The 17,958-nt window shown below is 67.1% G+C and carries 15 protein-coding genes; 7 read left to right on the top strand and 8 right to left on the bottom strand.

Annotation, left to right across the window (positions count from 1 at the left end):
• Positions 1 to 12: 12 nt before the first annotated feature.
• Genes JSQ98_RS00285 through JSQ98_RS00275 form a run of 3 tightly spaced genes read left to right on the top strand, consistent with a single transcriptional unit; the run spans position 13 to position 5,212 of the window.
• Positions 13 to 3,705, top strand: coding sequence for a multifunctional oxoglutarate decarboxylase/oxoglutarate dehydrogenase thiamine pyrophosphate-binding subunit/dihydrolipoyllysine-residue succinyltransferase subunit (locus JSQ98_RS00285; RefSeq protein ID WP_211647831.1), 3,693 nt, complete (start codon positions 13 to 15; stop codon positions 3,703 to 3,705).
• Between the two features lie 8 nt (positions 3,706 to 3,713).
• Positions 3,714 to 4,502: a FadR/GntR family transcriptional regulator gene (locus JSQ98_RS00280; protein ID WP_346728690.1), complete on the top strand. Its 789-nt coding sequence runs from the start codon at positions 3,714 to 3,716 to the stop codon at positions 4,500 to 4,502.
• Entirely contained in the window at positions 4,502 to 5,212 is a 711-nt protein-coding gene (locus tag JSQ98_RS00275) for a cache domain-containing protein (RefSeq protein ID WP_211647830.1), read from the top strand. The genes JSQ98_RS00280 and JSQ98_RS00275 overlap by 1 nt, the downstream gene beginning before the upstream one ends.
• A 20-nt stretch (positions 5,213 to 5,232) precedes the next feature.
• Here the strand turns inward: JSQ98_RS00275 and JSQ98_RS00270 are convergent, their stop codons facing one another.
• The 5 genes from JSQ98_RS00270 to JSQ98_RS00250 are packed head-to-tail and all read right to left on the bottom strand — an operon-like array spanning position 5,233 to position 10,265.
• Complete coding sequence (locus JSQ98_RS00270) at positions 5,233 to 6,042, bottom strand: type 1 glutamine amidotransferase (protein WP_249290653.1); 810 nt, start codon at positions 6,040 to 6,042, stop codon at positions 5,233 to 5,235.
• On the bottom strand, positions 6,039 to 6,821 hold the full coding sequence (locus JSQ98_RS00265) for a gamma-glutamyl-gamma-aminobutyrate hydrolase family protein (RefSeq protein WP_346728689.1): 783 nt from the start codon (positions 6,819 to 6,821) through the stop codon (positions 6,039 to 6,041). The genes JSQ98_RS00270 and JSQ98_RS00265 overlap by 4 nt, the downstream gene beginning before the upstream one ends.
• A complete protein-coding gene (locus JSQ98_RS00260) occupies positions 6,773 to 7,489 on the bottom strand; it encodes a substrate-binding periplasmic protein (RefSeq protein ID WP_346728688.1) in 717 nt (238 codons plus the stop codon). Before JSQ98_RS00260 ends, JSQ98_RS00265 begins: the two co-directional genes overlap by 49 nt.
• Positions 7,486 to 8,994 carry a glutamine synthetase family protein gene (locus JSQ98_RS00255; RefSeq protein ID WP_211647826.1) on the bottom strand — a complete coding sequence of 503 codons (1,509 nt, stop codon included), beginning with the start codon at positions 8,992 to 8,994 and terminating at the stop codon, positions 7,486 to 7,488. Before JSQ98_RS00255 ends, JSQ98_RS00260 begins: the two co-directional genes overlap by 4 nt.
• A 47-nt stretch (positions 8,995 to 9,041) precedes the next feature.
• Entirely contained in the window at positions 9,042 to 10,265 is a 1,224-nt protein-coding gene (locus tag JSQ98_RS00250; RefSeq protein WP_211647824.1) for a cytochrome P450, read from the bottom strand.
• A gap of 222 nt (positions 10,266 to 10,487) precedes the next feature.
• Between JSQ98_RS00250 and JSQ98_RS00245 the strand changes: the two genes are divergently transcribed.
• Complete coding sequence (locus tag JSQ98_RS00245; protein ID WP_211647822.1) at positions 10,488 to 11,822, top strand: FAD-dependent oxidoreductase; 1,335 nt, start codon at positions 10,488 to 10,490, stop codon at positions 11,820 to 11,822.
• Positions 11,823 to 11,836: 14 nt separating this feature from the next.
• On the top strand, positions 11,837 to 12,295 hold the full coding sequence (locus tag JSQ98_RS00240; protein WP_211647821.1) for a flavodoxin domain-containing protein: 459 nt from the start codon (positions 11,837 to 11,839) through the stop codon (positions 12,293 to 12,295).
• Here JSQ98_RS00240 and JSQ98_RS00235 read toward each other — a convergent pair.
• Positions 12,292 to 13,155 carry a gamma-glutamyl-gamma-aminobutyrate hydrolase family protein gene (locus tag JSQ98_RS00235; RefSeq protein ID WP_211647820.1) on the bottom strand — a complete coding sequence of 288 codons (864 nt, stop codon included), beginning with the start codon at positions 13,153 to 13,155 and terminating at the stop codon, positions 12,292 to 12,294. The two genes, JSQ98_RS00240 and JSQ98_RS00235, sit on opposite strands and share 4 nt — an antisense overlap.
• An 88-nt stretch (positions 13,156 to 13,243) precedes the next feature.
• Positions 13,244 to 14,746: an APC family permease gene (locus JSQ98_RS00230; protein ID WP_200329680.1), complete on the bottom strand. Its 1,503-nt coding sequence runs from the start codon at positions 14,744 to 14,746 to the stop codon at positions 13,244 to 13,246.
• 308 nt (positions 14,747 to 15,054) lie between these two features.
• Here JSQ98_RS00230 and JSQ98_RS00225 point away from each other — a divergent pair, with 308 nt between their 5' ends.
• Together JSQ98_RS00225 and JSQ98_RS00220 are read left to right on the top strand one after the other, a co-directional pair.
• On the top strand, positions 15,055 to 15,750 hold the full coding sequence (locus JSQ98_RS00225) for a GntR family transcriptional regulator (protein WP_211647819.1): 696 nt from the start codon (positions 15,055 to 15,057) through the stop codon (positions 15,748 to 15,750).
• A 67-nt stretch (positions 15,751 to 15,817) separates the two neighbouring features.
• Positions 15,818 to 16,849 (top strand): agmatine deiminase family protein, encoded by a 1,032-nt coding sequence (locus tag JSQ98_RS00220; protein ID WP_211647818.1) that lies wholly within the window; start codon positions 15,818 to 15,820, stop codon positions 16,847 to 16,849.
• A gap of 53 nt (positions 16,850 to 16,902) precedes the next feature.
• On the opposite strand, the gene JSQ98_RS00215 is transcribed toward JSQ98_RS00220, so the two are convergent.
• On the bottom strand, positions 16,903 to 17,844 hold the full coding sequence (locus tag JSQ98_RS00215) for a LysR family transcriptional regulator (RefSeq protein WP_211647817.1): 942 nt from the start codon (positions 17,842 to 17,844) through the stop codon (positions 16,903 to 16,905).
• Positions 17,845 to 17,958 lie beyond the last annotated feature (114 nt).

Genomic DNA, 17,958 nt, shown 5'->3' with positions numbered 1-17,958 from the left:
GAGGAAGTCGCTTTGGCGGAGCGCACGGAGACCACCAATCAAGCTGGTCCCGCAGGAGATTTCGGCGCGAATGCGTGGCTGGTGGACGAACTCTGGAAGCAGTTCCAAGTCGACAAGAACTCGGTAGACCGGTCATGGTGGCCCGTTCTCGAGAAGTACGGCGCCGCTCAGGCGGGTGAGGCGAAGACGCCGGCTCCCTCCGGCGGTGCGGCCCCCGCGACGAGCCCGATCACCACTCCGACGCAACCCGCGAGGACGACGAAGGCGGCACCGCGCGTCGCTCCGATCCCGGCCGACGCCCCGAGCACGGCGCGCAACACGAACGCCGAGCAGGAGGCGCCCGAAGCCGATCAGGTGACCCCGCTCAAGGGCATGGCCCGAACGCTCTCCAAGAACATGGACCAGAGCCTGGCGGTGCCGACGGCGACGAGCGTGCGCACGATCCCCGCGAAGCTGCTGATCGACAACCGCATCGTCATCAACAACCACCTGCGCCGCAGCCGCGGCGGCAAGGTGTCGTTCACCCACCTCATCGGCTGGGCCCTGATCCAGACGCTGAAGGAGTTCCCGAGCCAGAACGTCAGCTACGCGGAGGTGGACGGCAAGCCCTCGATCGTCACGCCAGCGCACATCGGGCTCGGCATCGCGATCGACGTGCCGAAGCCCGACGGCACCCGCTCGCTGCTGGTCCCGTCGGTGAAGCGAGCCGAATCGCTCAACTTCAACGAATTCCTCTCCGCCTACGAGGACCTCGTGAAGCGAGCCCGCGACAACAAGCTCGCGGCCGGGGACTTCCAGGGCACCACGATCTCGCTCACCAATCCCGGCGGCATCGGCACAGTGCACTCCGTCCCCCGCCTCATGCAGGGCCAGGGCAGCATCATCGGCGCCGGCGCCCTCGAGTACCCCGCTGAGTTCCAGGGCGCGTCGCAGGAGACGCTGAACCGGCTCGGCATCTCCAAGACCATCACGCTCACGAGCACCTACGACCATCGGGTCATTCAGGGCGCCGGTTCCGGCCAGTTCCTGAAGCTCGTGCACGAGCGCCTGATCGGCAAGCACAACTTCTACGAAGAGATCTTCGCCGCACTGCGCATCCCGTACAAGCCGGTGCAGTGGGCCTCCGACATCCATGTCGACATCGTCGGCGCGGTCGACAAGTCGGCGCGCGTGCAGGAGCTCATCAACTCCTTCCGCGTGCGCGGCCACCTCATGGCCGATGTGGATCCGCTCGAGTACGTGCAGCGCACCCACCCCGACCTCGAGATCGAGTCCCACGGACTGACCTTCTGGGATCTCGACCGCGAGTTCGCCACCGGAGGCATCGGCGGCAAGCGCACCATGCCGCTGCGCGACATCCTCGGCGTGCTGCGCGACTCGTACTGCCGCAAGATCGGCATCGAGTACATGCACATTCAGGATCCCGCGCAGCGGCTGTGGCTGCGCGATCAGCTCGAAGTGCCCTACGCGAAGCCGAGCCACGACGAGCAGATGCGCATCCTCGAGAAGCTCAACGAGGCCGAGGCCTTCGAGACCTTCCTGCAGACGAAGTACGTCGGCCAGAAGCGCTTCAGCCTGGAGGGCGGCGAGACCGTCATTCCGCTGCTCGACGCGATGCTCATCGATGCGGCGGAGGACGGCGTCGACAGCGTCGACGTCGGGATGGCGCACCGCGGCCGTCTGAACGTGCTCTCCAACATCGCGGGCAAGACGTACGGACAGATCTTCCGCGAGTTCGAGGGGGCGCAGGCGCAGAAGGCCGGATCGGGCGATGTCAAGTACCACCTCGGCACTTCCGGCGTCTTCACCGCCCCCAACGGCACGCAGGTGCCGATCCATCTTGCGGCGAATCCGTCGCACCTCGAAACGGTCGACGGCGTACTCGAGGGCATCGTCCGCGCGAAGCAGGACTTGAAGCCGATCGGCTCCTTCACCACCCTGCCGATCCTGATCCACGGCGACGCGGCGATGGCCGGCCAGGGAATCGTGTACGAGACGATGCAGATGTCGCAGCTGCGCGGCTACCGCACGGGCGGCACCATTCACATCATCATCAACAATCAGGTCGGTTTCACGACGCTCCCACTCGATTCCCGTTCGACGGCCTACTCCTCGGATATCGGCAAGGTCGTGCAGGCGCCGATCTTCCACGTGAACGGGGACGACCCGGAATCGGTCGTGCGCGTCGCGAAGCTCGCCTACGAGTTCCGTCAGCGCTTCCACATCGACGTCGTCATCGACCTCGTGTGCTACCGCCGTCGCGGCCACAACGAGGGCGACGACCCCTCGATGACCCAGCCGCTCATGACCGACCTCATCGAGGCGAAGCGCTCGACGCGCCGCCTGTACACGAGCGCCCTCGTCGGACGCGGTGACATCACCGAGGAAGAGTACGACAAGGCGAAGCAGGATTTCCAGGATCGGCTCGAACGGGCGTTCCAGGAGACCCATGCCGCTCAGACCGGATCGATCCCGGTCATGGACACGAGCGGCATCGCGGAGGTCTCGGAATCCGGCGGCCGCTCCGAGCAGCAGCTCGAAACCGCGGTGGATCGCACGGTCATCGAGCGGATCGGCGATGCGCACGCCAACAAGCCAGAAGGCTTCATCGTGCATCAGAAGCTGCAGCAGCTCCTCAACAAGCGTCTGGAGATGAGCCGGGAGGGCGGCATCGACTGGGGCTTCGGAGAGCTGCTGGCGCTCGGCTCGCTCCTCATGGAGGGCACTGCGGTGCGCTTCGCCGGTCAGGATGCGCGGCGCGGCACCTTCGCCCAGCGGCACGCGGTGTTCCACGATCGCGCGAACGGACAGGAGTGGATTCCGCTGCTCAACCTGTCCGAGGAGCAGGCGCGGTTCTGGATCTACGACTCGCTGCTCTCCGAGTACGCCGCGCTGGCCTACGAGTACGGGTACTCGCTGCAGCGAGAGGATGCGCTCGTTCTCTGGGAAGCGCAGTTCGGAGACTTCGCGAACACCGCACAGGCCGTGATCGACGAGTACATCGCCGCTGCCGAGCAGAAGTGGGGCCAGCAGTCCTCCGTCGTAATGCTGCTCCCCCACGGCTACGAGGGTCAGGGACCCGACCACTCCTCCGCGCGCATCGAGCGGTACCTGCAGCTGTGCGCTGAAGACAACATGATCGTCGCCCGCCCGTCGACGCCGGCGAACTACTTCCATCTGCTCCGGCGACAGGCGTACGCCCGTCCGCGCAAACCGCTCATCGTGTTCACGCCGAAGTCGATGCTGCGCCTGCGCGGAGCGACGTCGAAGGTGGAGGACTTCACCGAGGGCTCGTTCCAGCCAGTGATCGACGACCCGGCGATCACCGAGCCCACGAGCGTGGAGCGCGTGCTCCTCGTGTCCGGCAAGGTCTACTACGACCTGCGATCCGCTCTCGAGAAGCGCCCCGACCCGCGCGTGGCAGTGGTTCGCGTCGAGCAGTTCTACCCGATTCCGGCGACGCAGTTGGGTCGCGTGCTCGCGCAGTACCAGGGCGCCGAGATCGTCTGGGTGCAGGACGAGCCCGAGAACCAGGGCGCGTGGCCGTTCATCTCGCTCGAGCTCTCCAAGAAGCTCGCGAACGACCGCATCCGCGTGGTTTCGCGTGCGGCGTCGGCAGCGCCCTCGACGGGCTCGGCCAAGGTGCACGCGGTGGAGCAGGAGGATCTCATCTCCCGCGCGCTGCGCTTCGACGGCGACGCCTAGGAGCTCCAGTGCACCAATCGCTGATCGGGGACTCGCCGAGTGCGACCGGCGGCTCGGTGAGCCCCCAGATCAGCGGTATCGCGCAGAAGATCGCGTCCGCGATCTCCGTCGGCATGCTCAGCGTCGGAGAGCGGCTGCCCCCCGAGGCCGATCTCGCCGGGCAGTTCGGCATCGCCGTCGCGACGCTCCGGAAGGCGCTCGCCGAGCTGCGCGCCGAAGGCATCGTCGAGACGCGGCGCGGACGCAATGGCGGCACGTTCGTCGTGCAATCCCCGTTTCCCTCGCCTGAAACACTGACCGCGTCGCTCATCCGTACGAGCACGACGGCGCTTCGCGACTTCTTCGACGAGCACGCCGCGGTCTCGGGCATGGCCGCGTATCTTGCTGCTGAGCGCACGTCGCCGGATTCGCGGACGCGCCTCGCCGAATTCGCGTTTCTGGCGCGGGAGGCGCGGACCGTGCGCGACCGGTCGCTCGCTGACAGTCGATTCCATTTCGAGGTCGCCGTGCTCAGCCAGTCGCAGCGCCTGCTCACCTCTGAGCAGAGACTCCAGTCGGAGCTCTCCCCGTTCCTCTGGTGCGGGCAGATCTGTCGAGCGTCCGCGCAGGGCGCGTTCACCGAGCACCTCGACATCGTGATGGCGATCGAACAGCGCGCGCCGGACCGAGCGCGAGAACTCGCCGTGGCTCATGTGCGCGGCAACATGAAGCTGATCATCGACGGAAAGATCGCGCTCAATCGCCTTGCAGCGGCGAACGAGCCGAGCGGGGCGAATCAGGAGGCGAGCCCGCGGTGATGCCCGAGACAGAAATCGTCGACGAGGTGATTCAGCGGGTCGATGCCTGGTTCTCACGGCGCTTCGATCGACTGGCCCGACTCGCGACGCAGTTGATCGACGTGACGGCACTCGATGCTGACGGCCACATCGAGATCACCGAGGCGGCCCGGAAACGTCTCAAATCGGTCGCCGTTCGATACCTCGCCGAAGACGAAGCGGTCGACGGGTGCGGACTCATCATCGCGCAGTCCGCATTGGGCACTGAGATCGGGGATCTGGAGTGGTGGGTGCGCGAGGAGGAATCGCGCTTCGCCCGGTACTCGTTCGGCGTCGTCCCCGGTGCCGATCGGTATTACGACTACTCGCACCACGAGTGGTTCACTCGCGCATTCGTCGACGGCGAGACGGCGATCGTCGGGCCGTACATCGACTACCTCGGCATCGAGGCGTACGTGGTGACGATCACCGTTCCCGCAGAGATCGACGGCACTCGCATCGGAGCCGTCGGCAATGACCTCCAGGTCGCAGATCTCGAAGCCGCGCTGCTCCCCGAGCTGCTTCGCGCGCCTGCGGAGATCGCACTTATCGGCGCGCGCGGCACCGTGCTCTTCGGCACGTCTTCCCGGTTCGTGTCAGGCGATTACGTAGCGCCCGAGCTCGATGGGTTCCGCAGCGTCGCCGTCGGTCCAGCGGGCGCGGGCCTTCGCATCGTCGTTCCGTCCGCCTGACGCGATCGCAGCACCGCACCTCATCCGGTCCGCTGTGCGCGCACCCGGGCGTCCACGATCCCGGCGAATCGCCCCGCGACTCCGCCCCACACGCGCAGCAGCTCTGGCTCGGCGGCGGTGACCCTCGACACGATCGATGCGGCATCGATCGCGAGCTGTTCGAGGTTCTCGGCGTCTTCAATGACCCAGTCGGCGGCCGACACCGACGAGGCCTCGGGGTGGAACTGCACGCCCCAGGCAGCGCCGCCGAGAGCGAAGACCTGATTCGGGCAACGATCACTCGAGGCCAAGCGTCTCGCGGCGCTCGGGAGTGCCGCGACCGCGAGGTAATGCCACTGCACCACCGGCACGGAAGCACCGGCGAAGGGACCGAACAGCGGGTCCTCCTCGCCGGGCGTCGCGCCGCGTCCCGCGAACGTGACCGTGTCGAGGCCGATCTCCGGCCCGTGCGCCATCGGGGTGACTCGACCGCCGTGGGCGACGGCCAGCAGCTGCGCTCCGAGGCAGATGCCGAGGGTGGGCACGCCAGAGGCGACGCCCTCGCGCAGCAGCTCGCGCACTCGGGAGAGCCACGGGGCCACGGCGTCGTCCTCCGGCCCCATCGAGCCTCCGAGCACCACCAGGCCGTCGAATCCGGCGAGGGTCTCCGGTATCGCGCCCGGATTCTCGGCGCTGCGGACGTCGACTCGCGCTGCGGCCGACTCGAATGAGCTCGAGATCGCTCCCAACCCCGCGTTCGACTGGTGCTGAATGACGAGGATGCGCCCCTGGCTCGTGCTCTCGGCCGACGACACTGGGGCGGACTGGCTCGTCGTCGTCCTCGGCGTCATGCCGCTCTCCCGCTCGACGCGGTGGAACCCTCATGAGGAATCGCGTGCAATGCGGCTCGACGGATCAGCCAATCGAAGAGCGCCTGCTGCTGCGCGTCGCCCGCAGCGGTGTCTTCGGGGTGCCACTGCACCGCGATGAGGTCAGCACCCGGCACTTCGACCGCTTCGACGATGCCGTCCTCGGCGCTCCCCACCGCACGAAGGCCCCTGCCCAGCCGATCGATCGCTTGATGGTGGTAGGACGACACTGAGATGGTCGTCATTCCGAGCACCTCCGCGAGCGATGATTCCGGCGCGATCGCGACGGGATGCGCGGCGTTGCGGTGCCGGCTCTCGATCGGGAGATCCTGCACCAGCGATCCGCCGTACTCGACGTTCAGCAGCTGGAATCCCCGGCAGATCGCGAGCACCGGCACCCCGCTTCGCATCGCCGCAGCCATCATGTCAGCTTCGAACTGATCCTGCGCGGCGAAATCGGCGGGCACCGTCGCGGGGTCAGATTCGCCGCCGTACCGGGCAGGATCGACGTCGGCGCCGCCCGGAACGAGCAGGCCGTCCAACCCCTCGAGTCGTTCCTCCGCCGACAGCCCGCTCTCGGCGAACAGCATCATCGGCTCCCCTCCGGCCCGCACCACCGAGCGAAGCACGGCGGTGGACACGGCGCTGCCATCGAACCTCAGGCCGTGAATGCGGTTCGACCACATTCCGGTGACGCCGATGCGCGGCGCCCTCACCGTGCCGCCCCACTGCTGAGCGGGAACGGCAGCAACGGCATCCACCGCTGCCAGATGCGCTCCAACTGCCCGTCGGCGATCGCCGACTCGAGGGCCGCATCGAGCTCCAAGCGCAGCGCATCGTTTCCGGGTGCGACGCCGACTCCCCAGCGATTGCCGGTGCGCACGGTGAACGCCTCGACGAAGTCGGGATCCTCTTCCGCGAGGGGCACCATCACCACGTCGTCATCGACGAATCCGTCGATGCGCCCGCTCCGCGTCGCCTCGATCATGTCGCCGAACACGTCGTCGCTCGCGCCGAAGCTCACGAGTTCGACGCCGGCAAAGGTCTCAGCCAAGCGCATGTTCGTCGAGTGAGCGATTGCGCCGATGCGATACCCGTCGAGATCATCGGCCGAACGAGCGGGATCATCGGCGCGCACCAGGAGCGTCTCGTTGAACACGGCGTACGGCCGCGTGAAGTCCACGAGAGCCGCTCGTTCGGCCGTCTCCCCTTGGCCGCACCACACGGCGTCGGCGTCTCCGCGACGCACCGCCGGAATCATCTCCTCCCAGGGCAGCATCACCCACTCGACGCTTGCGCCGATCCGCTCGGCGATCGCCGACGCGACGTCGGGTTCGTAGCCCGAACGCTCGACCCCGTCCGGGCTCTTGGCGAAGAGCGGCAGCGCTTCCGAGTCGATGCAGGCCAGCCGAAGCACTCGCGCGCTCACGGGATCGCCTCCCAGTACTGATCGAACTCCCACTGAGTGATCTGGCCGCAGTACCGCGCCCACTCATCCCGCTTCAGCTGCAGGAAGATGCGCGTGAGTTCTTCCGGCATCGCGCCCATGAGGTAGGAGTCGGCTTCGAAGGCATCGATCGCGCTTCCCAGGGTGTTCGGAACCACCACGTCCTGCAGCAGGGCGCTCGGCGCTCCGGGCTCGCCCGGTTCGAGCCCGGCTTCGATGCCGTGCTCGATCGCTGCGAGAAGATACAGGTGCGAGAGGTACGGGTTCACGCTCGCGTCCGGGAGGCGGTACTCCATGCGACCGTTCGCGGAGATTCGGATGGCGACGCCACGGGTGTCGAGGCCCCAGTCGGCGCCCGACGGCGCGAACTGCCCGGCGTCCCAGTAGCGCTTGTAGGAGTTCACGGTCGACCCCATGACGAGCATCGAACCCGGCGTGTGCAGCAGCATGCCCGCGATTGAGCGCCGCGCCGTCTCTGTCGCGTGCAATTCGACGCGGCCGTCCTCCACCACGTTCTCCTCGCCGTCGGCGCCGGCTCGCCACAAGCTCAGGTTGTGGTGGCACCCGTTGCCCATCTTTCCGTTGTACGGCTTCGCCATGAAGCTCGCCTGCAGGCCGAGTTCCCGTGCGACCTGCTTGCAGATCTGCCGGTACGTCGTCATTCGTTCTGCGGTGAGCTCGGCGCGGTCGTACTCCCAGTTGAGCTCGATCTGGCCGACGTCTTCGTAGTCGCCCTGAATCATCGTGAATCCGAGCGCCTGCGCGTAGGAGATGATCTTCTTGTAGACGGGCCGCATCTTCTCGAGGTTCTCCACCTGGTACGCCGGGCTCTGATCCTCCTTCGACACCACCTCGAGACCAGGCCCGGTCCAGGTCATCTCGGGTTCGAGTCCGCTCCTGAGTTCGAGACCGGTGCGTTCCGTGAAGCCGCGGTGCGCCGCGGCGAAGAGCGCGCGCGTGTCGAGCGGGATGAGCCGCCCGCCCGATGGTCCCAGGTGCGGTGGATCGTAGGCGGTGCAGAAGATGCGTCCCACCTCGCCGTCCCACGGAAGCGCCTGGAAGGTCTCCGGTTCGGGGAGCGCCCAGAACTCGTGCGCTGAGACTCCCCCGCCGATGAGCTCGCCCTCGCGACTCGTCTGCAGATCGGTGAGCGCCGTGCGGTGGAACGCGATGCCCTTGCGCAGCATGCGCTCGTAGTGCTCCGCGGGTACGACCTTCGCGACCGTGCGGCTGCCGAGCGTCGGAATCATGTAGTAGATGTACTTGACGCCCGTCGCCCGAATGCGCTCGGCGAGCGCTTCCACGACCTCCGGGCGCAGGTTCGCCTGCTGATGGCGTTCGAACGCGCTGGTGTCGTCGAGCAGTTCGCGCAGCGCAGCGCCGAACCGACCGCCGGTCTCCCATGAGGTCGCGGAGGTCTGGCGACTCGCGCTCACTGGCTCGTCGAGTTCGGAGGGATGCAGCCGGTCGGCTGTCAGGTGGGTCATGGTGGTCCTTTCGACATTGGAAGGGTGAAGCGCGACCGCGGATGGTGTCATCGCACGGTGAAGGTGATCGGCAGAGCGATCGGGCCGTGATTTCCGGAATCCGGCAGCCACGAGTCTCCGCCGGGGCAGGAGACGTCGGTGAACGCCTCTGCGAGCATCGGGAGCGCGACGCTCATGTCGGCGCGGGCGATGAAGTGACCGATGCACTTGTGCACGCCGCCGCCGAAGGTGTGATGCTGCTTCCGCCCGCTCACCTCGATATCGATCTCCGGATCGGGGAACGCCTCTGGGTCGGTGCCGCTCGCCATCGTGAAGAGATGCACCGTCGTGCCCTCGGCGATGCTCAGGCCCTTGAATTCGAAGTCCTCGTTGGCCTCGCGCGTCACCCAGCGAGTCGTCGGATTGACGCGCAGGGCCTCCTCGAGCGCGGGGCGCGTCAACTCCTTGGGCCGTGCGGCGAGCTTCTCCCATTGATCGGGGTTTCGCATGAACGTCTGCAAGATGAGCCCGAGCTGGTTGCGCGTCGTGTCCATGCCGCCGAACAGCATCAGGACCAGCGCATTTCGCAGTTCTGCGTCACTGAGGCTGTCGCCGTCGCCCTGATTCACCTGCAGCAGTTTCGACACCATGTCGTCGCTGGGATCGCGGCGACGCTCTTCGATGAGCTGCTCGACGAAGTCGTAGAGCTCACGCACCGCGACATCGACGCGCTCGATGTCCTCCTTGATCGTGACGCTGAGCGCGTAGCCCACTGTGTTCGCACGGGACGCGATGAAGGGCCAGTGCTCGTGCGGCAGCCCCATCATCGCGCAGAGTGCCCGTGTGGCGAACGGCTCGGCGAAGTGTGCGACGAAATCGACCTGCTCTCCGCGCTCGTCTCGCGCGATCATCTCGGAGATGAGTTCCTCGGCGATCGAGGCGAACGCCGGTTCGAGTCGTCGCGCCACCCCTGGCGAGAACGCAGGGTTGAGCAACCGGCGTATCCGGTCGTGCTCGGTGCCCTCGAGTACGAGGAGGTTCTTCTCCCACCACTCGTAGAAGACACCGGAGTGGACGCCGTGGTGATCGGGCCACTGAGCGCTGCCCTGATTCAGGCTCGGGTGCTTCAGCAGCTCCGTGACCTCCTGATACCGCAGCACTCCGAAACCGTAGTTCGTCCGGGCGTACCAGCTGCGCTCTCGAGCCGCGCGAACCGCTTCCGAGTTCATCGCGAAATCGGGAGCGGCGATGTCGAGGTAGGGCGCCTGCTCGGTTTCCAGCTGTGCGGTCATTCGTACTCCTTCGTCGAATTCGCTTCGCTGACGTGCGACGCAGCGAGTGCTAATAAGTTACTTATAAATGTTTTAATGCGCAAGCGACCGCGTGAAACTCTTGGCCCGTACTGCATCGTTCGACGTAAAACATTCTCTCGTCATCTTTTTTCAGATACACTTGCCGAACAGTTCTGACGAGCGCCGCAGCTCGCCATCCCGAAAGCGTGGAAAGGAGCCGCAATGACGCCGCAGCCGAACCCCCAGGTCGCGATCATCGGCAGTGGGCCAGCCGGGTGCTACCTGGCGCAGGCGCTGCACCGCGCCCTTCCCACCGCCGAGTTGACCATCTTCGACCGCACCGCAGCGCCGTACGGGCTCATCCGCTACGGCGTAGCCCCCGATCATCAGCACACGAAGGCGATCACGCGACAGTTCGATCGCCTGTTCCAGTCACCCGACGTGCACTTCGTCGGCGGCGTCGACGTCGACGTCGACGTCACGCTCGCCGAACTGCGCGAGCTGTACGACGTCGTGGTGCTCGCGACCGGCCTTCAGCGAGACCGTGCGCTCGATGCACCCGGGGCACAGCTCCAAGGCGTCGTCGCGGCCGGAGCGATCATCCGGTCGCTCAATGCGCACCCGAAGGTCGATCCCGAGGGCTTTCCCCGCCTCGGCAGCGATGTCGTCGTGATCGGGGCGGGCAACGTCGCACTCGACGTGGTGCGCTTCCTGGTCAAAGATCGCTCCGGATTCGTCGGCAGCGATGTGGACGACGCAGCGCTCGAGCAGTACCTCGCCGCGCCCGCGCAACGGATCACGGTGCTGAGCCGCGCCGCGGCAGCCGATTCCAAGGGCGACCCGCAGATGCTGCGCGAACTCGCGGCACTCCCGCGCGCCACGTACACCGTGACCGATTCGGCGACGACGACGAGTGCCGCGCCGCAGTCGCCGGATGATCGGACGCGCGCGGCGCGCCTCGCCTCCGTCGCTGCCCTCGACGAGCGCCGACGGGGCGCATTCCCCGGCCCCGCGGTCTCGTTCTGCTTCGGAGCTCGGCCGTCCCGCATCCTGGGCGACGAGCACGTGAGCGCGGTCGAGTACACGCTCGCGGGGCAGAACGTGACGGTGCCGGCCAGTGCGGTCATCACGGCCATCGGATTCGATCCTCACGCGGCACCCGGCGCAGCGAGCGATACGACCGCGGCCGGAATCATCGCTTCACTGCCACCGGACCTCGACTCCGGTCGGATCGCTCCAGCGCTCTACCGCACCGGCTGGGCGCAGCGCGGATCACGCGGTGCCATTCCGGAGAATCGTTCTTCGGCGAAGCTCGTCGCCGAGGAGATCGTGGCCGATCTCGCGGACGGCGCGCGGATCACTCGCAATCGCGCAAGCGGCGGATACCAGGCACTCGATGCCGGGCTTCGCGAGCGGGCCGTCGATTTCTCCCAGTGGCTCGCACTCGATGCCCACGAACGCCGAACCGCGCCCGAGGGCCGCGTGCGACGCAAAGTCGTATCGCACGAACAGATGATCGACATCGCGCGGCGCACCGCCCCCGCGAACCAACCCTGATTGAAAGGCACCCAGTGAAGTTCTCCATCCTCTACGGCACCGAATCCGGAAACTCCGAACTCATCGCGGAAGACCTCGGCGACCATCTGCGCACCGACCACGACGATGTCGTCGTGCAGGACCTGCAGCACATCGACCCGGCGGAGATCACGCCTGATCGCTTCTACCTGGTCGTGTGCTCGACGCACGGCTCCGGCGATCTGCCGAACTCGGCGGTTCCGTTCGCCCGGGCGTTCGACGAGAATCCGCCGGCACTCGCGGGCGTGCGATACGCGATGTTCGGCCTCGGCGATCTCTTCTACGAGGAGACGTACTCGCAGGGCAGCGAGCACCTGGATCGGCGCTTCACGGCCCAGGGCGCTGAACGCGTCGGACCGTACGGTCGCCATGACGCTTCTTCATGGGAGGTTCCGAGCGAAGCGGCACTCGAGTGGCTGCCGCAGGTGCTCGAGGCCGCTTCGGTGTCAGCCTAGATCCTCGCCCCGTCCGGGGTCGCGAGTCCGCTCGAGTCGCAGCCCCGGGGATCACCGTTCGCGCGGCCGCGCGCGCGAGCAACCAGTTCGCCGAAGATCGCGGCGCGGTCTTCCACATCCGCCTGCGGTTCCTCCGGGTGCCACTGCACCCCGATCGCCCAAGACGCCGTGCGGTGCTCCGTGCCCTCGACCAGGCCGTCCACGGCGCGCGCGCTCACCCGCAGCTGCGATGCGACACGGTCGACGGCCTGATGATGTCCATTGCGCACCGATATCTCCGTGCGCCCGAGAATCCCGGCGATCCTCGAATCAGGATCGAGGCGCACGGGCTCATCGACGAACAGCGGCGAGCCCTCAGCCCCGTGATGCGGCGAGAAATCCACGATGTCGGGGATGAGCGTTCCACCGAACGCGACGTTGAACAGCTGAGAGCCGCGACAGATCGCGAGCACCGGGAGATCCTGACGCACCGACTCCTGAATCAGATTCACGCAGTACTGATCGGCGCGCCTGTCGACTCCGTACTCGTTCGCGGGCGGCGGGCCAGGATAGTCGTAGCAGCGAACGTCCACGTCTCCGCCGCCGAGGAACACGACCCCGTCCGCACCGTCGAGCGCAGCGCCGACATCGATCAGCTCTTCCGCGGCCGAGTCCACCAGCGTTGGAACGCCGCCGGCCGCGCGCACGGCATCGAACGCGATTCTGGTGAACGACTCCTGCAGGTCATGAGCTGCGCGGTCCATGCCGGGGAACGTGAGCGACACCACCATTCTGATGTCGGGACGCAGAGCAGCGCCGTCGGGACCGGGATCCGGGTGGAGCTCGGAGAACGATCCCGGATCGACTCGCAAGTCGCGCATTCGGATTCCTTCGTTTCGCCACGGAACCGGGCGTCCGCTCTCGCGGGCGCCCGGATCCGTGTGTGCCGATGATGGTATTCGCGCGGACTCAGACGGCGGTGCTGATGCGAATGGGTCCGCTCGCGTCGCCCGCGGGCGCGTCGCCGCGCAGGTACGCGCGCGAGGCCAGCATGTAGATCCAGCCGACCCCGATGACGCCGACCGTGGTCAGGATGAGGAGGTAGTCCTCGGCCCAGCCGCCGCCCGTCGGTCGCGGCCACAGGATGTTCACGACGGCCGCGACGCCCCAGACGAGCGCGATGAGGTTGACCGGGTACGCCCAAGCGCCGAGTCGGAATCTTCCGGCCGGCTTCCACCCGAGCACTCGAGCTCGCAGCGCCGCGAACACCACCATCTGGAAGCCGATGTAGATGCCGACGGTGCCGAATCCGACCATTGCGGTCAGCGCATCTTCGAGCAGGAGGGAGAGCACGATCACGATGGCCGGGAAGAGCGCCGCGGCGATCAGGGCATTGCTCGGCACGTGGCGGCGTTCGTTGAACGTCGCCAGGAAGCGAGAGGCGGGAAGGAATCGGTCGCGTGCCATCGAGTAGATCAGGCGGCTGGCGGCCGCCTGCAGGCTCGTGATGCACGAGATGAAAGCGATCGCGATGACGAGCATGACGAGCGGGAAGATCGGGCCGAAGGCCTCGGTCAGCAGTGCGCCGATGGGATCAGCGACGGCACCCGACGCCACGGCGGCGAAGTCCGGCACCGCGAGCACGAGCGAGAAGGCGAGCAGGTTCGCCGCGAATCCCCCGATGTAGAGGGTGAGGCGCATCGCCTTCGGCACGCGGACGCCCGGGTTCTTCACCTCTTCGGCGACGTCGCCATTGGCTTCGAAGCCGTAGTAGGCAAACATGCCGATGAGTGCGGCCGCCGCGAATGCACCGAAGTACCCGCCCGGGGCTGTGTCGCCGATGCCTTGGTTGTCGAAGAGCACGCTCCAGTCGTGCTGACGCCCGAACAGCAGCAGGTACCCGCCGATGACCACGGCGCCGAGCATCTCGGCGACGAGGCCGACGGTCGCCGCCAGACTGAGCACTTTCGTGCCTGAGAAGTTCAGGAACGTCGCCACGACGAGGGTGCCGAGGGCGACCAGCACGGTGCCGCCGGCATCGAGCGTGGCGCCGAACACCGAGGCGACGAACGGAGCCGCGCCGTACGCGACCGCGGCGATGGTGCCGATCAAGGCGACGACGTAGATCCAGCCGTTCATCCACGCCCACTTCCGCCCCCAGAGTCGCCGGGACCAGGGGTAGACGCCTCCGGCCACCGGATAGTTGGAGACGACTTCGCCGAAGATGAGGGCGACGAAGAACTGTCCGACGAGAGCGATGACGAGCGCCCAGACCATCGGCGGCCCGGCTTGGCTCAACGAGATCGCGAACATCGAGTAGACGCCGGCGATCGGCGACAGGTAAGTGAACCCGAGGGAGACGTTTCCCCAGAAGCTCATCTCCCGTTTGAAGGTCGTGTCGTAGGTGTAGCCGAGCGACGCGAGGTGCGCGGCGTCCGCATCTTCTTCGACAACGGAATGGTGCTTTGACATGGTCGCTGGTACTCCTTCGTACGTCGACAGCAATCGCGCATCTCATCCCGAGACGCGTGACAAGAACCTACTCCTACATGTTTTATTCATCAAGTATGAACTTGCAAGTTTCTCAAGCATTCGCGAATATTCCACATATTCATTCATTGATAAATGAATTACTCGGGCGCGCTCGACTCGTGCGCGCGCCCCAGCAGCGGCGGCGGCGTGGCGGCTCACCGGCACTTCCGGAGCCCTCGTGGGAAGATGAGGGTCCGACCGTATGAACGGCGTGCGCACTGCGCCGCTCTGGACTCCGAGGAGCCCGCATGCCCACCCCTGACGCCGAGCACGAGCGCGATTCGTCGCTCGTCCCCCTCAAACGACCCCTGAGCCTTCGGGAGACGGTGCTGGAGCAATTGCGCACCGCGATCATCACCGGCCGCCTCGCAGAGGGCGAAGTGGTTTCGGCCCCAGCGCTCGGCGTCACCCTCGGCGTCTCGGCGACGCCGGTCCGCGAGGCGATGATGGACCTGGCCCGCGAGGGGCTGGTCGAAACCCTGAAAAACAAGGGATTCCGCGTCACCACGATGAGTGAGAGCGACCTCGACGACCTCGCGCAGATCCGACTCCTGCTCGAGCCGCCCGCCATGCGACTCATCGCCGGCCGCGTTCCCGAGGCGGATCTCCCCAAGCTCCGGAGTCTCGCCGACGCCTGCTTGGAGGCGACGGATCGCGGCGACCTCGAAGAATACCTTCGCTTCGACCGAGAGTTCCACGCGCTCGTGCTGAGCTATACCGGCAATGCCCAACTCGTGGAACTCGCCACTTCCCTGCGGCGCAGAACCCGCCTGTACGGCATCGGCACGCTCTCGCGCGAGGGGCGGCTGGCCGACTCCGCCAGAGAGCATCACGAACTCATCGACCTCCTCGCCACCGGCGATGGCGCCGGCGCCGAGCGCGTGCTCGCCCGGCACGTCGCTCACGCACGCACGCTGTGGGCGACGGGACGCGATCAGCCCTGATCCCGTTATTGGTCAGGTGCCCATTAGACTGGGGCGACGTCTTTTTTTCGCACACGAGGGAGTATCGATGACCACCTGGCGCATGCCGATCGAGGGACACGAGCAGGAGCGACTCTGGTTGGCCTGGCCGACCAGCGGGTACACCCTCGGAGACACCGAGGCCGAAGCCGAAGAGGCTCGCACGACCTGGGCGGCCGTCGCGAACGCCGCGAGCGAGCATGAGGCGGTGACGGTCGTCGTGAACCCGGGCGATGAGGCCGTTGCGGCCCGCTACCTCTCCTCCCAGGTCGAGCGCATCGTCGCACCCCTGAACGACGCTTGGATGCGCGACATCGGGCCGAGCTTCGTCATCGGAGACGATGGTCGGCTCGGCGCCGTGAACTTCGTCTTCAACGGCTGGGGCGGCCAGGAGTGGGCGCAGTGGGATCACGACCAGCACATCGGCCGCATCGTCGCGGAAGCAGCCGGCGCGGAACTCATCGACTCCGAGATGACGAACGAGGGCGGCGGCATTCAGGTCGACGGAACCGGCCGCGTGGTCATCACGAAAACCGTGCAGCTCGATCCCGGTCGCAACCCGGGTTGGACGCAGGAGCAGGTCGAAGCCGAACTGGAGCGCACGATCGGCGCGACCAGCGCGCTGTGGCTCCCCCGAGGTCTGACCCGGGATCACGACACCTTCGGCACGCGCGGCCACTCGGACATTCTCGCCGCATTCACGAGCCCCGATCTCCTGCTCATGCACCGACAGGATGCCGAGTCGCACCCCGACCACATCATCGCGCGCACGAACCGCGACGTGGCCGACCGCTATCGCGACGACACCTCGGCTGGCTTCGACATCATCGATCTCCCCGCACCGGAGACGCTGCAAGACGACGAAGGCTACGTCGACTACAGCTACATCAACCACGTCGTCATCAACGGCGCGGTGCTCGCCTGCGCATTCGATGATCCGGCCGATGATCGCGCCCTGGCGATTCTGCGCGAAGCCTACCCGGGACGCGAGGTGATCGGGCTCGACGCGCGCCCGCTCTTCGCTCGCGGCGGCGGCATCCACTGCATCACGCAGCAGCAGCCGAAGACGAAGACGAAGTAGTTCCGAAGGCGGTGCGGGATGGGGCGTCTAACGCATTCCCCCTCCCGCACGCCTCACGGCGCAGCCGTGCGCGAGTGCCCTCCCCCCGATTCGAGCAGCACCGCCTCCTCGCGAAGCGCATCGCGCACTGCGGTGAGCGCAGGGTGCCCGTGCGCCGAGGCGCGGGCCGCCGTGAACACCGTTCGTTCGGGGTCGTCGGCCAGGTCGACCAGACGCATGGCTCGTGAGGCCCCGGCATGCAGCAGGCCGGGAAGCAACGCCACCGCGTTTCCGGTCTCGATGAGACGCACGTGGGCCTGCATATCCGCCGTCTCGTATCGCACGTCGGGCTCGAAGCCCGCGCTGCGACAGGCCTGCAGCGCCCAGTGCCGCGATGCGGCTCCCTCGGGCTCGAGCACCCACGGCAGTGCGGCGGCATCGGCCAACCGCTCGACGTCGTCGAACGCGGCGACGCCGACGCCCGGCAGCGGCAGCCCCAGGCGAATGCGGTCCGTCACCAGCGGTTGCCGGTCGAGTCCGGGGAAACGCGGAGCGGCGTGCCCCGGGTACTGCTCGGCGATCACGAGATCGAAGCCGCGGGTCCAGGTCTCCTCGAGACCGGCCTCGGGTTCGTGCTGCACCATCTCGACCCGCAAACTGGGGTGCGTGTCGCGCAGCCGCCTGAGCACCTGGGGCATGAGCGCGAGCAGTGCGGTCTGGAACACCGCGACACGCACGGTGCCGCCGACCTCCGCGTGCGCGCGGTGCAGCGCGGCCTCCGCGCGCTCGAGCCCGGCGAGCAGTTCGTGCGTCTCGCCGACCAGCGCGTGAGCGGCCGGCGTGAGCTCGAGCGTCCGACCCGTCCTGCGCAGCAGCGGCACGCCGGCTTCACGCTCGAGCAGCGCCAGCTGCTGCGATATCGCAGAGGGGCTGTAGTTCAACGCCTCGGCCACCGCGGCGACGGTGCCCCGGGAGTCGAGCTCCCACAGCAGGCGCAGCCGTTTCATCTCGAGCACGGGCGCTCCTCGGAATCGGAAGTTGTGCTTCACACTATTCCACAGAAACCGTTGCTGTACTGCACGCTTCCCGCGCGGGAGACTGAACGGGACGAGCCCAGAGCGCCGCATCGA

Origin of the sequence: Leucobacter manosquensis, assembly GCF_018304845.1 — a bacterium.
GTDB lineage: Bacteria > Actinomycetota > Actinomycetes > Actinomycetales > Microbacteriaceae > Leucobacter > Leucobacter alluvii.
The sequence above is the reverse complement of the archived record's forward strand: the minus strand, read 5'-3'. Positions and strand labels throughout refer to the sequence as shown.

Bases quoted from the DNA above. Each gene is read 5' to 3' on its own strand.
- JSQ98_RS00255 (WP_211647826.1), bottom strand. From the start codon at position 8,994: ATGACCCACCTGACAGCCGACCGGCTGCATCCCTCCGAACTCGACGAG.
- JSQ98_RS00235 (WP_211647820.1), bottom strand. From the start codon at position 13,155: ATGCGCGACTTGCGAGTCGATCCGGGATCGTTCTCCGAGCTCCACCCG.
- JSQ98_RS00270 (WP_249290653.1), bottom strand. From the start codon at position 6,042: ATGACGCCGAGGACGACGACGAGCCAGTCCGCCCCAGTGTCGTCGGCC.
- JSQ98_RS00230 (WP_200329680.1), bottom strand. From the start codon at position 14,746: ATGTCAAAGCACCATTCCGTTGTCGAAGAAGATGCGGACGCCGCGCAC.
- JSQ98_RS00245 (WP_211647822.1), top strand. From the start codon at position 10,488: ATGACGCCGCAGCCGAACCCCCAGGTCGCGATCATCGGCAGTGGGCCA.
- JSQ98_RS00225 (WP_211647819.1), top strand. From the start codon at position 15,055: ATGCCCACCCCTGACGCCGAGCACGAGCGCGATTCGTCGCTCGTCCCC.
- JSQ98_RS00275 (WP_211647830.1), top strand. From the start codon at position 4,502: ATGCCCGAGACAGAAATCGTCGACGAGGTGATTCAGCGGGTCGATGCC.
- JSQ98_RS00250 (WP_211647824.1), bottom strand. From the start codon at position 10,265: ATGACCGCACAGCTGGAAACCGAGCAGGCGCCCTACCTCGACATCGCC.
- JSQ98_RS00220 (WP_211647818.1), top strand. From the start codon at position 15,818: ATGACCACCTGGCGCATGCCGATCGAGGGACACGAGCAGGAGCGACTC.